15 protein-coding genes are annotated in these 14981 nt (G+C 63.3%); 10 read left to right on the top strand and 5 right to left on the bottom strand.

Annotated features, from left to right (window positions below):
• Window positions 1-45 precede the first annotated feature (45 nt).
• The 3 genes from LJX93_RS06270 to LJX93_RS06260 all read left to right on the top strand — a co-directional run bounded on the left by LJX93_RS06270 (window position 46) and on the right by LJX93_RS06260 (window position 3845).
• On the top strand, window positions 46-1335 hold the full coding sequence (locus LJX93_RS06270) for a M18 family aminopeptidase (RefSeq protein ID WP_033700736.1): 1290 nt from the start codon (window positions 46-48) through the stop codon (window positions 1333-1335).
• Between the two features lie 144 nt (window positions 1336-1479).
• Window positions 1480-1647 carry a hypothetical protein gene (locus LJX93_RS06265; RefSeq protein ID WP_167334464.1) on the top strand — a complete coding sequence of 56 codons (168 nt, stop codon included), beginning with the start codon at window positions 1480-1482 and terminating at the stop codon, window positions 1645-1647.
• A gap of 44 nt (window positions 1648-1691) precedes the next feature.
• Window positions 1692-3845, top strand: coding sequence for a mechanosensitive ion channel family protein (locus LJX93_RS06260; RefSeq protein WP_033700737.1), 2154 nt, complete (start codon window positions 1692-1694; stop codon window positions 3843-3845).
• A gap of 9 nt (window positions 3846-3854) precedes the next feature.
• On the opposite strand, the gene LJX93_RS06255 is transcribed toward LJX93_RS06260, so the two are convergent.
• Window positions 3855-4568 carry a UTRA domain-containing protein gene (locus LJX93_RS06255; protein ID WP_047581729.1) on the bottom strand — a complete coding sequence of 238 codons (714 nt, stop codon included), beginning with the start codon at window positions 4566-4568 and terminating at the stop codon, window positions 3855-3857.
• Window positions 4569-4896: 328 nt separating this feature from the next.
• On the opposite strand from LJX93_RS06255, the gene LJX93_RS06250 reads away from it, so the two are divergent.
• The 6 genes from LJX93_RS06250 (at window position 4897) to LJX93_RS06225 (ending at window position 10186) form a co-directional block, all read left to right on the top strand.
• The gene (locus LJX93_RS06250; protein ID WP_033700740.1) at window positions 4897-5961 is read left to right on the top strand and encodes an ABC transporter substrate-binding protein; all 1065 of its coding nucleotides are present in this window, start codon (window positions 4897-4899) and stop codon (window positions 5959-5961) included.
• A gap of 144 nt (window positions 5962-6105) precedes the next feature.
• The gene (locus LJX93_RS06245) at window positions 6106-6912 is read left to right on the top strand and encodes an alkaline phosphatase family protein (protein WP_033700741.1); all 807 of its coding nucleotides are present in this window, start codon (window positions 6106-6108) and stop codon (window positions 6910-6912) included.
• Window positions 6909-7748 (top strand): ABC transporter permease, encoded by an 840-nt coding sequence (locus LJX93_RS06240; RefSeq protein WP_033700742.1) that lies wholly within the window; start codon window positions 6909-6911, stop codon window positions 7746-7748. Before LJX93_RS06245 ends, LJX93_RS06240 begins: the two co-directional genes overlap by 4 nt.
• Complete coding sequence (locus LJX93_RS06235; protein WP_033700743.1) at window positions 7738-8529, top strand: ABC transporter permease; 792 nt, start codon at window positions 7738-7740, stop codon at window positions 8527-8529. The genes LJX93_RS06240 and LJX93_RS06235 overlap by 11 nt, the downstream gene beginning before the upstream one ends.
• Before the next feature lies 1 nt (window position 8530).
• Entirely contained in the window at window positions 8531-9520 is a 990-nt protein-coding gene (locus tag LJX93_RS06230) for an ABC transporter ATP-binding protein (protein ID WP_033700744.1), read from the top strand.
• Window positions 9521-9532: 12 nt separating this feature from the next.
• Entirely contained in the window at window positions 9533-10186 is a 654-nt protein-coding gene (locus LJX93_RS06225) for an HAD family hydrolase (protein WP_033700745.1), read from the top strand.
• Window positions 10187-10221: 35 nt separating this feature from the next.
• On the opposite strand, the gene LJX93_RS06220 is transcribed toward LJX93_RS06225, so the two are convergent.
• Window positions 10222-11184 (bottom strand): NAD(P)H-quinone oxidoreductase, encoded by a 963-nt coding sequence (locus LJX93_RS06220; protein ID WP_227696843.1) that lies wholly within the window; start codon window positions 11182-11184, stop codon window positions 10222-10224.
• A gap of 139 nt (window positions 11185-11323) precedes the next feature.
• Here LJX93_RS06220 and LJX93_RS06215 point away from each other — a divergent pair, with 139 nt between their 5' ends.
• The gene (locus tag LJX93_RS06215; protein ID WP_162181152.1) at window positions 11324-13405 is read left to right on the top strand and encodes a carboxy terminal-processing peptidase; all 2082 of its coding nucleotides are present in this window, start codon (window positions 11324-11326) and stop codon (window positions 13403-13405) included.
• A gap of 69 nt (window positions 13406-13474) precedes the next feature.
• On the opposite strand, the gene LJX93_RS06210 is transcribed toward LJX93_RS06215, so the two are convergent.
• From LJX93_RS06210 to LJX93_RS06200, 3 genes are all read right to left on the bottom strand, one after another.
• On the bottom strand, window positions 13475-13843 hold the full coding sequence (locus LJX93_RS06210; RefSeq protein WP_033700749.1) for a hypothetical protein: 369 nt from the start codon (window positions 13841-13843) through the stop codon (window positions 13475-13477).
• On the bottom strand, window positions 13840-14178 hold the full coding sequence (locus LJX93_RS06205; RefSeq protein ID WP_033700751.1) for a helix-turn-helix domain-containing protein: 339 nt from the start codon (window positions 14176-14178) through the stop codon (window positions 13840-13842). Before LJX93_RS06205 ends, LJX93_RS06210 begins: the two co-directional genes overlap by 4 nt.
• A gap of 100 nt (window positions 14179-14278) precedes the next feature.
• Window positions 14279-14719, bottom strand: a complete 441-nt coding sequence (locus LJX93_RS06200; protein WP_033700753.1) for a YkvA family protein — start codon at window positions 14717-14719, stop codon at window positions 14279-14281.
• Window positions 14720-14981 lie beyond the last annotated feature (262 nt).

Here is a 14981-nt window from a genome sequence, read left to right as displayed (position 1 = left end):
GATCTATCTGCGTTAAACTCGCGCCACTGCTGTCTGGAGTGAGTTATGCGCGAAGCACTGAACACTGGCCTGATCGATTTCCTCAAGGCCTCCCCCACGCCCTTCCACGCCACTGCCAGCCTGGCCCTGCGCCTCGAGGCAGCCGGCTACCAGCGCCTGGACGAGCGCGACAGCTGGGCCACGGTGCCTGGCGGTCGGTATTACGTCACCCGCAACGACTCCTCGATCATCGCCATCAAACTGGGCAAGCAAGCGCCCCTGCTGAGCGGTATCCGCATGGTCGGCGCCCACACCGACAGCCCGTGCCTGCGGGTCAAGCCACAACCCGAACTACAGCGCCAAGGCTTCCTGCAGCTGGGCGTCGAGGTGTACGGCGGTGCGCTGTTGGCGCCCTGGTTCGACCGCGACCTGTCCCTGGCCGGGCGGGTCACGTTCCGCCGTGACGGCAAGGTCGAGAGCCAGCTCATCGACTTCAAGCTGCCCATCGCGGTCATCCCCAACCTGGCGATCCACCTCAACCGCACCGCCAACGAAGGCTGGCAGATCAACCCGCAGAACGAACTGCCACCGATCCTGGCCCAGGTCGCCGGCGATGAGCGCATCGACTTCCGCGCCCTGCTCACCGAGCAGCTGGCCCGCGAGCACGAGCTCAATGCCGACGTGGTGCTGGACTACGAGCTGAGTTTCTACGACACCCAGGATGCCGCGTTGATCGGCATCAACCGTGACTTCATCGCCGGTGCCCGCCTGGACAACCTGCTGTCATGCTATGCCGGCCTGCAGGCACTGCTGGCCGCCGACAGCGACGAGACCTGCGTGCTGGTGTGCAACGACCACGAAGAAGTCGGCTCGTGCTCGGCCTGCGGCGCCGACGGCCCGATGCTGGAGCAGACCCTGCAACGCCTGCTGCCCGAAGGCGACACCTACGTGCGCACCATTCAGCGCTCGCTGATGGTCTCGGCCGACAACGCCCACGGCGTGCACCCCAACTACGCGGACCGGCATGACGGCAACCACGGGCCCAAGCTCAACGCAGGGCCGGTGATCAAGGTCAACAACAACCAGCGCTACGCCACCAACAGCGAAACCGCCGGGTTCTTCCGCCACCTGTGCATGGCCGAGGAAGTGCCGGTGCAGAGCTTCGTGGTGCGCAGCGACATGGGCTGCGGCTCGACCATCGGTCCGATCACCGCCAGCCACCTGGGCGTGCGCACGGTCGATATCGGCTTGCCGACCTTTGCCATGCACTCGATCCGCGAGTTGTGCGGCAGCCACGACCTGGCGCACCTGGTGAAGGTGCTGACCGCGTTCTATCGCAGCCGCGAGCTGCCCTGAGTGTAAGGGTGTAACTGACGGCTTCTTCACAGCACACCCCTGCGAAGAAGCCGAAACAGGTCTTGCTACTGCCTCGGATCAACCCGCTTCGCCTGCTAACCGCTATGCTTGTTACATGGCCCCACTGCAAAAGGATTGCTGTCCATGTCCCCCTTCCTGTCCCTGTTCGTGCCGGTGTTCCTGTTCCTGCTGCTGCTGACCATCGGCTTCAGCCTGCGCGAGCGCAACATCGGTGTGCTGATGATGTGGATCGGCACGCTGGGCATCTTCGGCCTCACCTGCTGGAAGATCCTGGAGAAACTGCCCACATAAACCTCTACACTCGGTCAATCGTTTGACCTGAGGTAGATTTCCCGGTGCCTGCCCTCCTGCGTTACCTGTCCCTGCTGCTGTTTCTGCTCATCTCCCCGGTTCAGGCCGCTGGCCTGCCGAGCCTGCTCGGCGCCGGTACGCCTGCCCAGCCTGCGGCCACCGAGCCGCTGGGCAAGTCGCTGGACGAGGTGATCAAGAACCTGGAAAACGACCAGCAGCGTGCCAAGCTGCTGGCCGACCTGAAAAAACTGCGCGACGCTACCCAGCAATCGCAACCCACCGTCGAACAAGGCGTATTAGGCCTGATCGGCGGTGCGCTGCATGATTTCGAACGGCAGTTCAGCGGCGACGCCAGCCCCTTCCACCGCTGGTCGATGGAAATCGACCAGGCCCAGACTGAACTGACCGAACTGATGGTGCCGGTGCACCAATGGCCGGCGATCCTGTTCGGTTTTGCCGCGATCATCGCCGTCTGGAGCCTGCTGGCGTATGCCTTCAACTGGGTCGGCCACCGGGTACGGCTACGCTTCGGCCTCACCGAAGAATTGCCCCAGCACCCCCGGACCTGGGACCTGGTGCGCTTTGCCCTGCGCAAACTCGGGCCTTGGCTGGTGGCCCTGGTGTTCACCGTGTACTTGAGCTTTGCCCTGCCCTCCTCGCTGGGCAAGTCCATGGCCATGGTGCTGGCGTACGCGCTGGTGGTGGGCACCTGCTTCTCGGCCATCTGCGTGATCGCCTTCTCGCTGCTCGACGGCCCCCATCGCCACCGCGCCCTGCACATCCTGCGGCACCAGGCTTTCCGCCCGCTGTGGCTGATCGGCAGCTTTGCCGCCTTCGGCGAAGCCATGAGCGACCCACGCATGACCGTCGCCCTCGGCACCCACCTGGCACACGCCCTGGCAACCCTGGCCAATGTCATCGCAGCGATCTGCACCGGGCTGTTCATTCTGCGGTTCCGCCGCCCGATCGCCCACCTGATCCGCAACCAACCGTTGGACCGGCGCCTGACCCGGCGCACCCTGAGCGACACCATTGAGATTCTGGGCAGCTTCTGGTTCGTACCGGCGATGATCCTGGTGGCCATTTCGCTGTTCGCCACCTTCATCTCGGCCGGCGACACCAGCACCGCCCTGCGCCAGTCGCTGATGTGCACGGTACTGGTGGTGGTGTGCATGGTGCTAAACGGCCTGGTGCGCCGCCACGCCGCCAACCCCAAGCGCGCCAACAAGCGCCAGGCGGTGTACACCGAGCGCCTGCGCAACTTCGCCTACGCCCTGGTGCACCTGTTCATCTGGCTGCTGTTCATCGAACTGGGGCTGCGCGTGTGGGGCCTGTCGATGATCAGCTTCGCCGAGGGCGACGGCCATGAAGTGAGCCTGCGCCTGCTGGGCCTGGCCGGCACATTGATTGCCGCCTGGCTGGTGTGGATCTTGGCCGACACGGCCGTGCACCATGCGCTGGTACGCTCGCGCCGCGGCCTGGCCAACGCCCGCGCGCAAACCATGATGCCGCTGATCCGCAACGTGATGTTCGTGGCCATCTTCATCATCGCGGTGATCGTCGCCCTGGCCAACATGGGCATGAACGTCACCCCGCTGCTGGCCGGTGCCGGTGTGATCGGCCTGGCCATCGGTTTTGGCGCGCAGTCACTGGTGGCCGACCTGATCACCGGGTTGTTCATCATCATCGAGGATTCGCTGGCCATCGACGACTACGTAGATGTCGGCGGGCACCTGGGCACGGTCGAGGGGCTGACCATTCGCACCGTGCGCCTGCGCGACATCGACGGCATCGTGCACACCATCCCGTTCAGCGAGATCAAGAGCATCAAGAACTACTCGCGGGAGTTCGGCTACGCGATATTCCGCGTGGCGATTCCGCACAGCATGAACATCGACCAGGCGATCACACTGATCCGCGAGGTCGGGCAGAAGCTGCGTAACGACCCGTTGATGCGCCGCAATATCTGGTCGCCGCTGGAGCTGCAGGGGGTAGAGAGCTTCGAGTCGGGCTCGGCGATCTTGCGGGCACGCTTCAAGACCGCGCCGATCAAGCAGTGGGAAGTGTCACGGGCGTTCAACCTGGCGTTGAAGCGCCAGCTGGATGAGGCCGGGCTGGACCTGGCAACGCCGCGGTTGTCGGTGCAGGTGGTGACGGCGGGCGGTGGCGGCATGAGCGAAGCCGGTTCGTCCAGCTAGCGTCCCCCCTCAACCGGCCTGGGCACGAATGCGGATCGCATCATGCCGCCAATACTCGAGGTCACAGTCGATCAGATGCCCATGCTGGTCGCTGTTGACCCGGGTGATATGCAGCCCAGGGCTGCCGACCGACACCTTCAGCGCTGCTGCTGCGTCCACCGGTAACGCCGTGGGCAAGATCTCGAAACACACCTGCCCGTAACCAATGCCATAGACGCGACCGTAGATCTCGGTCAGTGACTGGGCCAGGTCCTGCTCGAGAATCCCGGGGAAGTACGCGGGGTTGAGGTAATGCTCGGCATACAGCACCGCCCGCCCATCGATACGCCGCAACCGGCAGATACGCACCACACTGGACAACGCCGGCATGCGCAGCCGTGCACAGACAATGGCCGAGGCAGGCTGCAGCCGCGCCGACAGCAACTCGGTACTCGGTACCCGCCCCTGATCACGCACCATGGCATGAAAGTGGCTACGCTCGATCAGGTCATAGGTCAGCCGCTGGGGCGCGACGAACCAGCCACGGCGCTCTTCCCGATAGATCAGCCCCTGGGCTTCCAGCTGCGCCAAGGCCTCGCGCAGGGTGATGCGGGTGGTGTCGAACACCTCGCTGAGCTTGCGTTCGGCCGGCAGCTTGCCCCCCGGCGCCAGCAGGCCGTGTTTGATCTGCTCTTGCAGGGCGTGGCAGATGGCTGTTACCGCACGCGGTGGCGTTGGCTGCATCAAAGGTTACCTATCTGGACTAGTCCAGCCCCATGACAGGGCATCTGGAGCGTAGTGCAAGCCTAGGCAGGGCTGATGAACATCCCGTGACAAAGGCGCCACAAGGGCTTTGCCAGATTCGGGCCAAGCCAGGCAAATCAGGGCTTGGGATCTGGTCTACGCTGTATTTTCAGGCAACCGGAGCCACCGCTTCAGGCCTCTCCCTACATCAAACTGTCACGCAAGCGACCTACCTTGGCTCAAGGTTTGCTGACCTAGACCAAAGGTCGTCGGCAATAGCTTCATTCATGACAACAATCGCAAACGGCACCCACCCAAGGAGCTTCGGATGAAAAAGTTCTTCATGGCGTCACTGCTCGGTTCGGCCATCGCCTTGTGTACCACGGCCATGGCCGCCGGCACCGACCTCAAGGCCCTGGAAGACGCCGCCCGCAAGGAAGGCACCGTCAACAGCGTGGGCATGCCCGATGCCTGGGCCAACTGGAAAGGCACCTGGGAAGACCTCGCCAGCAAGTATGGCCTCAAGCACAGCGACACCGACATGAGCTCGGCCCAGGAGCTCGCCAAGTTCGCTGCCGAGAAGGACAACGCCAGCGCCGACATCGGCGACGTTGGCGCCGCCTTCGGGCCGATTGCGGTGACCCAGGGCGTGAGCCAGCCGTACAAGCCGAGCACCTGGGACCAGGTGCCGGAGTGGGCCAAGGACAAGGACGGGCACTGGGCGCTGGCCTATACCGGCACCATCGCGTTCATCATCAACAAAGACCTGGTGAAGGAAGAGGAGCGCCCGAAAACCTGGCATGACCTGGAAAAAGGCAAGTACAAGGTCGCCATCGGCGACGTCGGCACCGCTGCCCAGGCCGCCAACGGCGTACTGGCCGCTGCCATCGCCTACAAGGGTGACGAAGCCAATATCGCGCCGGGCCTGCAGCTGTTCACCAAACTGGCCCAGCAGAAGCGCCTGTCACTGGCCAACCCGACCATCCAAACCCTGGAGAAGGGCGAAGTGGAGGTCGGCGTGGTGTGGGACTTCAATGGCCTGAGCTACCGTGATCAGATCGATCCCAAACGCTTCGAGGTGCTGATCCCCTCGGACGGCTCGGTCACGTCGGGCTATACCACCATCATCAACAAGTACGCCAAGCACCCGAACGCGGCCAAGCTTGCGCGTGAGTACATCTTCAGTGATGCAGGGCAGACCAACCTGGCCATCGGCCACGCCCGGCCGATCCGCGCCGAGCACCTGAAGTTGCCGGCTGATGTGCAGGCCAAGCTGCTGCCCAACGACCAGTACGGGGCTGCGCAGCCGATCAAGGATGCCGCAGTCTGGGAAGCGACCTCGAAGAAGCTGCCGCAGATGTGGAACGAGCAAGTGATCATCGAGATGGAGTAAGGGGGTAGCTGTCTAGCGCCTCTACCGACCCTTTCGCGGGGCAAGCCCGCTCCCACAGAGTCACCACAACCTTGAGCACTGTGGTGCACCTGGGAGCGGGCTTGCCCCGCGAAGCAGGCAACGCGGTTATTGACTGGAGCCACCATGCAACACAACGTCATCCTGGTCCTGCTCGACGGCCTCAACCACCAGGTCGCCCACCATGCCATGGGCCACCTGCATGCCTACGTCGAGGCCGATCGCGCCGCGCTGTACCGCGTCGAATGCGAGCTGCCATCACTGTCGCGCCCGCTGTACGAGTGCATTCTCACCGGCGTATCGCCGATCGACAGCGGTATCGTGCACAACAACGTCAACCGCTTGTCCAACCAGCGCAGCGTGTTCCACTACGCCCGCGAAGCGGGGCTGGGCACGGCGGCGGCGGCCTATCACTGGATGAGCGAGCTATACAACCGCTCGCCCTTCGACGCCCAGCGCGACCGCCACACCCATGCGCCCAAGCTGCCGATCCAGCATGGGCTGTTCTACTGGGACGACCGTTACCCCGATTCGCACTTGCTGGCCGACGCCGAATACCTGCGCCGCCGTCACGCACCGAATTTTCTGCTGGTGCACCCGATGAGCATCGACGATGTCGGCCACCGCCATGGCCTGGACAGCAGCCAGTACCGCAACGCGGCGCGCAGTGCCGATATCCTTTTGGCCGACTACCTGCCGCGCTGGCTCGAAGAGGGCTACCAGGTGCTGGTCACCGCCGACCACGGCATGAACAACGACCGCTCGCACAACGGCCTGCTGGCCGAGGAACGCGAGGTCCCGCTGTTCGTCTTTGGCGACGGGTTCAGCCTCGACCCTGCAGCCAAACCGCTGCAAACCGAGTTGTGTGGGACCCTCTGCGAACTGCTCGGCGTGGCCCACGACAAATCGGTGTGCCGGGAGCTGCTCAAGTGAATGCCAGCCATCGCGGCCGTTACCTTGCCCTGCTCTGCCTGCTGCCGTTCGCCGTGTTCTTCGTCATCTTCCAGATTGCCCCGCTGGCCTGGGTGGCAATCAACAGCGTGCAGTCGGAAGCGGGCTGGGGTGTAGAGAACTTCAGCAAGGTGTTCGCCTCGAAGTTCTACCTGCAGGCCCTGCAACGCAGCCTTGAGATCAGCTTCTGGTCGAGCCTGTTCGGCATCGTCATCGCCACTCTCGGCGCCTACTCGCTACGCCAGGTGGATTCACGCCTGCGCGACTTCGTCAGTGCCTTCGCCAACATGACCAGCAACTTCAGCGGCGTGCCGCTGGCGTTTGCATTCATCATTCTGCTCGGTTTCAACGGCGCCCTGACCTTGCTGCTCAAGCAGATCGGCCTGCTGGAAGACTTCAGCATCTACTCCAAGACCGGGCTTATCCTGGTCTACACCTACTTCCAGATCCCCTTGGGCGTGCTGTTGCTGTACCCCGCTTTCGACGCTTTGCGTGAAGACTGGCGTGAATCGGCCGCGCTGCTTGGCGCCAACCACTGGCAATACTGGCGGCATATCGGCCTACCCGTGCTGACCCCGGCGCTGCTCGGCACCTTCGTCATCCTGCTGGCCAATGCCTTGGGTGCCTACGCTACCGTCTATGCGCTGACCACCGGCAACTTCAACGTGCTGACGATCCGCATCGCCGGCCTGGTGGCCGGTGACATCAGCCTCGACCCCAACCTGGCCAGCGCCCTGGCCATGGTGCTTGTGGCGCTGATGACGCTGGTCACGGTGGTTCATCAATGGCTGCTGAAAAGGAGCTACCATGCGCGCTGATGGCCATTCCAACCTCTACCACCGCATGGTGGTGTACCTGCTGTTCATGATCATGCTGCTGCCACTGGCCGGCACCCTGCTTTACTCCCTGGCCACCAGTTGGTCGGCCAGCCTGCTGCCCAGCGGGCTGACCCTGAAGTGGTACGTGGCGTTGTGGAGCGAGCCGCGCTTCCTGGCCGCCTTTGGCCAGTCGCTGCTGGTGTGCGTGGGGGCGCTGCTGCTGTCGGTGGTTTTGATCCTGCCGCTGTTGTTCGTGGTGCACTACCATTTCCCCAAACTCGACGCGCTGATGAACGTCCTCATCCTGCTGCCCTTCGCGGTGCCGCCGGTGGTGTCATCGGTGGGCCTGCTGCAGTTGTACGGCAGCGGGCCGATGGCCATGGTCGGCACGCCGTGGATCCTGATCGGTTGCTACTTCACCATCGCCCTGCCATTCATGTACCGGGCGATCACCAACAACCTGCAGGCGATCAACCTGCGCGACCTGATGGACGCCGCCCAACTGCTCGGGGCCAGCACCTGGCAGGCGGCGTTCCTGGTGGTGCTGCCGAACCTGCGCAAAGGCCTGATGGTTGCCCTGTTGCTGTCGTTCTCGTTTCTGTTCGGCGAGTTCGTCTTCGCCAACCTGCTGGTCGGCACCCGCTATGAGACCTTGCAGGTGTACCTGAACAACATGCGCAACAGCAGCGGCCACTTCAACAGCGCGCTGGTGATCTCGTACTTCGCCTTCGTGCTGGTACTCACCTGGGTCGCCAACCGCCTGAACAAGGACAAGACCTGACATGAGCTTCGTCAGCGTACAGCAACTGCACAAACGCTATGCCGGCACCCCGGTGTTCGAGAATATCGACTGCCAGATCGAACGCGGCGAATTCGTCACCCTGCTCGGCCCCTCCGGGTGCGGCAAATCCACCCTGCTGCGCTGCATCGCCGGGCTGACCCCGGTGGACAGCGGGCGCATACTGCTCGATGGCCAGGACATCGTGCCCCTGAGCCCGCAAAAGCGCGGCATCGGCATGGTCTTCCAGAGCTACGCGCTGTTCCCCAACATGACCGTGGAGCAGAACGTCGCCTTTGGCCTGCGCATGCAAAAGGTCAAGGCTGACGAAAGCCTTGCCCGGGTGCGTGAGGTGCTGGATCTGGTGGAGCTGGGCAGCTTCGCCGGGCGCTACCCGCACCAGTTGTCCGGTGGCCAGTGCCAGCGCGTGGCGCTGGCCCGTTCGCTGGTGACCCGCCCGCGCCTGCTGCTGCTCGACGAGCCGCTGTCAGCGCTGGATGCGCGCATCCGCAAGCACCTACGCGAACAAATCCGCGCCATCCAGCGTGAACTGGGGCTGACCACCATTTTCGTCACCCATGACCAGGAAGAAGCGCTGACCATGTCTGACCGCATCTTCCTGATGAACCAGGGCCGCATCGTTCAGAGCGGCGATGCCGAAACCCTCTATACCGCGCCCGTGGACCTGTTCGCCGCGGGTTTTATCGGCAACTACAACCTGCTCGACCCAGACAGCGCCAGCCGCCTGCTGCAACGCCCGGTGGCCAACCGCCTGGCCATCCGCCCGGAATCCATCACGTTGGGCCTGAATGGCGAGCTGGACGGTGAAGTGCGCAGCCATAGCCTGCTGGGCAACGTCATCCGTTACCGCGTGCGGGTGCGCGACGTGGAACTGGTGGTCGACGTGCTCAACCGCTCGTCCGCCGACCTGCATGCGGACGGCCAGCGGGTATCCTTGTCGATCGACCCCACGGCGCTACGTGAAGTGGCCTAGGAGACAGCAACAATGGCACTGGCAATTTTCGATCTGGATGAAACCTTGATCCACGGTGACTGCGCCTCGCTGTGGAGCGAGCAGATGGCCCGCTTGGGCTGGGTCGACGGCAAGGCATTCCTGCGTCGCGACCATGAGCTGATGGAGGCCTATGGCAAGGGCCACCTGCAGATGGAGGACTACATGGCCTTCAGCCTGGAGCCCATTGCCGGGCGCACCCTGGAAGAGGTTGAACACCTGGTGCAGCCGTGGGTGGAAGACGTCATCGAACCGATCATTTTCGGCGACGCCTGCCGCTGCATTGCCGAGCATCGCAGGCGTGGCGACCGTGTCCTGATCATCTCCGCCTCGGGCACGCACCTGGTTGGGCCGATTGCGGCGCGGCTGGGGGTGGACGAGTACCTGGCGATCGAGCTGGAGGCGGTGAACGGGGTGTACACCGGCAAGACCCACGGCGTGCTGACCTACCGTGAGGGCAAGATCACCCGCTTGCTGGAATGGCTGGATCAGGAACAGGAGAACCTGGAGGGGGCGAGTTTCTATTCTGATTCGCGCAACGATTTGCCGCTGTTGTTGAAGGTGGACCACCCACATGTGGTGAACCCGGATGCGGTGTTGCGCGAACATGCCCAGATCAATGGGTGGCCCATCTTGAGCTGGGCTTGAGGATCATGGGGGCTGCTTGGCAGCCCCCAGCAATCTCAAACCAAACTGGGATCGATCACCATCACCAGCTTGCCCGACACCTGGTTGCTCTCAAGTTCGGCATAGGCCGCCTGGGCAAATTCCACCGGGTAGGTGTCCACCAACTGCGGCGACAAACGCCCTTCGGCGAACAACGGCCACACCTGCTGCAGCAACTCGCGCAGCAACTCGGCCTTGAAGCCATCATCACGGTTACGCAGCGTCGACCCGGTGATCTCCAGGCGCTTGCCCAGCACCAGCGCCAGGTCGAGGTCGAACGTGCGCCCGCCCATCAGGCCGATGATCACCCAGCGCCCGTCACGCGCCAGCAACTTGAGGTTGAGCGGCCCGTAACTGGCGCCGACCGGGTCGAGAATCACGTCGAATGGCCCCAGACCTTCCAGCGCTTCGAGGTTCTCGTTACGCACCACACCGCCGGCAGCGCCCAGGGCCTGGCAATAGGCCAAGCGGTCCTGCGAGCCAACGCTGACATACACCGGGTTGCCAAACGCCTTGCACAGCTGGATAGCAGCCGAGCCAACGCCACTGGCACCGGCGTGCACCAGCACCTTCTCGCCCGCCTTGACGGCGCCCAACTGGAAGATGTTCAACCATGCCGTGGCGTACACCTCGGGCAGCGCCGCCGCTTCCTGCAGGCTCAGGCCTTCGGGCACCGGCAGCACATGGCGGGCATCCACCACCACTTCCTCGGCCATCGCGCCGCTGGCCAGCAGCGCACACACCCGGTCGCCTATGCGCCAGTCGGCGCCCGGGCCCACTTCCTCGATCACCCCGGCGCACTCCAGGCCCATGTACGGGCTGGCGCCAGGCGGTGGCGGGTACAGGCCCTTAATCTGCAACAGGTCGGCGCGGTTAAGCCCCGCAGCCGCCACGCGAATGCGTACTTGGCCGGCGTCAAGGGCCGGGCGTTCGGCCTCGACCCACTCCACATGTCCGTCAACGCCTTGCAATGCCTTCACAGTGCCTCCATAGTTGAATCATGACTGGGCCTGGGGACGCTTACCCCAGGCTTTTTGCAGTATTTGCCCGGCTCCATGGAACCGGCAACGGAAAAGACGGCCTACTATGCGTGATCAATTGCCTCCACGTCGAATCAGCATGAAGCATTTCCTACCCAGCACCGCCCTGGCCCTGATGATCGGCCTGGGCAGCCTCACGCTCGGCGGCAATGCGGCGGCCGCCAACAAGTGGGACAGCCTGCAGCCGGACCGCGACGAAATCGTCGCCAGCCTCAACGTGGTTGAGCTGCTCAAGCGCCATCACTACAGCAAGCCACCGCTCGATGACGCCCGCTCGGTGATCATCTACGACAGCTACATCAAGCTGCTGGACCCGGCGCGCAGCTACTTCACCGCAGCCGACATCGCCGAATTCGACAAGTGGAAGACGCAGTTCGACGACTTCCTCAAAAGCGGCAACCTCGACCCTGGCTTCACCATCTACAAACGCTACCTCGACCGCGTCAAGCAGCGCCTGGACTTTGCCCTGGCCGAGCTGAACAAGGGCGTCGACAAGATTGACTTCACCGCCAAGGAAACCTTGCTGATCGACCGCAAGGACGCCCCGTGGATGAAGAACCAGGTCGAGCTTGACGACCTGTGGCGCAAACGCGTGAAAGACGAAGTACTGCGCCAGAAGATCGCCGGCAAAGAGCCCAAGCAGATCCAGGAAACCCTGACCAAGCGCTACAAGAACCAGCTTGCGCGCCTGGACCAGACCCGTGCCGAAGACATCTTCCAGGCTTACATCAACACCTTCGCCCAGTCCTACGACCCGCACACCAATTACCTGTCGCCAGACAACGCGGAAAACTTCGACATCAACATGAGCCTGTCGCTCGAAGGCATCGGCGCGGTGCTGCAAAGCGACAACGACCAGGTCAAGATCGTGCGCCTGGTGCCAGCAGGCCCTGCGGCCAAGACCAAGCAGGTAGCCCCGGCCGACAAGATCATCGGCGTGGCCCAGGGCAACAAGGAAATGGTCGACGTGGTCGGCTGGCGCCTGGACGAAGTGGTCAAGCTGATCCGCGGCCCGAAGGGCTCGGTGGTACGCCTGGAGGTTATCCCGGCAAGCAATGCCCCGAGCGACCAGACCAGCAAGATCGTTTCGATCACCCGCGAGGCGGTCAAGCTTGAAGAGCAGGCGGCGAAAAAGTCGGTGCTCAAGCTCAAGCAGGATGGCCGTGACTACAAGCTGGGCATTATCGAGATCCCGGCCTTCTACCTTGACTTCAAGGCCTACCGTGCCGGGGATCCGGAGTACAAGAGCACCACGCGCGACGTGAAGAAACTGCTCACCGAACTGCAGAAAGAGAAAGTCGACGGCGTGGTCATCGACCTGCGCAACAACGGCGGCGGCTCCCTGCAGGAAGCCACCGAGCTGACCAGCCTGTTCATCGACAAGGGCCCGACGGTGCTGGTTCGCAACAGCGACGGCCGCGTCGACGTGCTCGAGGACGAAAACCCGGGCGCCTTCTACAAAGGCCCGCTGGCACTGCTGGTCAACCGCCTCTCGGCTTCGGCCTCGGAGATCTTCGCCGGCGCCATGCAGGACTACCACCGCGCACTGATCATCGGTGGCCAGACCTTCGGCAAAGGCACCGTGCAGACCATTCAGCCACTCAACCATGGTGAACTGAAACTGACCCTGGCCAAGTTCTACCGGGTTTCCGGGCAGAGCACCCAGCACCAGGGCGTACTGCCGGACATCGACTACCCGTCGATCATCGACACCAAGGAAATCGGCGAGAGCGCCCTGCCTGAGGCCATGCCGTGGGACACCATCCGCCCGGTGGTCAAGCCTGCGGCCGACCCGTTCAAGCCGTACCTGGCCCAGCTCAAGGCGCAGCATGAAGCGCGCAGCGTCAAGGATGCCGAGTTCACCTACATCCGCGACCGCTTGGCCCTGGCTCAGAAGCTGATGAGCGAGAAAACCGTCAGCCTCAACGAACAGGACCGCCGTGCCCGCCACGATGAGATCGAGGGCAAGCAACTGGCCCTGGAGAACATCCGCCGCAAGGCCAAGGGCGAAGAGCCGCTCAAGGAGCTGAAGAAGGAAGACGAGGACGCGCTGCCGGCCGAGGATGAAACCACCAAGCCGGAAGACGACGCCTACCTGTCCGAAACGGGGCGCATACTGCTCGACTACCTGAGCGCCAGCTCGCAGGTGGCCAAGCACTGATGTGCTGCGCTGTTTAACAAAAGGGCCGGGTGTGAAAACACCCGGCCCTTTTTGTAGGAGCGGTGGCTGTCAGGCGGTTTCCGGATAGGGGTACTCAAATACCCTGACGACTTCCGAGGCATGCCACGACGCCGCCTCCATGCCATCAACCGGCCCGGCAAAGCGGCCCAGCCGCTCGACGCATTCGAAAAACCCGGTACGCGGCAGGCGGCTGGCGCCCTGGCTGATAACCAGCGAACTGCGCAACGGCTGCTCGGCGCGCGCATCGATCACGGCCAGGTACTCCAACGCGGCAGTCAGCGTCTGCATGGCCGGGCTGGGCAGTTGCAAGCGCTCGATGAGCGCGCGATACGTCAGCAAATGACGTTGACGACGGGCCAGGTCAAGCTCGTCCAGCAGGTTCTGCCAGTGCTGGCGGCTGATCCTGACCTGGCTCATGATGGCTCACTCCAACCCGCCACGCCCAGGTGCCAGGCCAGGGCGCGGCGGATGGCGGCGTCCGGCTGTCGCTCGCCTGATTCGATCATGGCCAGATAGGCCGGGCTGACACCGACGTTGCGCGCCAGTAGCTCAGGGGCAATGCCCTTTGCCTCACGTATCTGCGCCACCTCGCTGAAAGCCGGCAAGGGCGCACTGGCGGCACTGACCGGCGTTTCACTGGCGCTTGCCTCGGCAGGCGCCTGCCCTGCTGCCTTCAACAGTGCCTGGTACTGCTCCCAGGGAACGACTGCGTACTCGGGCTGACCGTCCCGGCTAATAACCTGAATACCCATTACAACCCCCTTACGTGGGATTACGGCATGTAATCCATAGGCATAATCCTTATGCCAATTATATTACCAAGTACGGGAGTGTGTGCAGCTCAGGCTGATTTCACTGCGTATTACGTTCCAGGCGCAAGGCTTCGGGGGAGTTCGGCAAGCGCTCGACCACCCGCAACCGCTCTGGCGCCTGGCTGTCGCGCCAGGCTTTGAAACGCCCCAGCTCATCCGCGACGGTTTTCAGCACCCAGCCCAGCACGGCAATATCGTCGAGGAACCCGACCCCCAGCAACCAGTCGGGGATGGCATCGATAGGGCTGACGAAGTACAGCAGGCCGGCAACGATGGTCACCAATGCCTTGGGGCTGATGGCGCGGTACTCACCCCGCCACCAGGCCAGGCACAGTGACTGCAGCAGCTTTACATCCTCGCGCAGCTGACCGATCCGTGGGCCTTTGCGGGCCACGGCGAACAGCAGGGCCGGTAACCGCCCGCGGCTGAGCAGGCGCTCGGCCAGCGGCAGGAAACGGGCGAAATTCCAGGGTGCGCTCATGGAGCCTCCGAGAGGGAGGTTATCCACATTTATTGTGGATAACCTTGTGAACAGGGCGAAGTTTCTGACGTCAGGTGCCCACTAGGCAAGGGTCCCGGTCAGATCGGGCGTTTTTTACACAGTCGTTTCAGTTGCGCAAACGATTTGCGTCAGAAGCATCCTACTTCATCACGCTGCTATTGCTCGGACAGTATCAGCCGACAGAGGTTCTTCCAAGCGCCTACCGCCGAAACGAAAACGCCCCGTCAAGACGGGGCGTTTT

The organism is Pseudomonas sp. HN2-3 (assembly GCF_020691745.1).
In the GTDB taxonomy this organism is placed as follows: domain Bacteria; phylum Pseudomonadota; class Gammaproteobacteria; order Pseudomonadales; family Pseudomonadaceae; genus Aquipseudomonas; species Aquipseudomonas capeferrum.
Note: the sequence above shows the minus strand (reverse complement) of the source record. Positions and strands in the feature narration are given on the sequence as shown.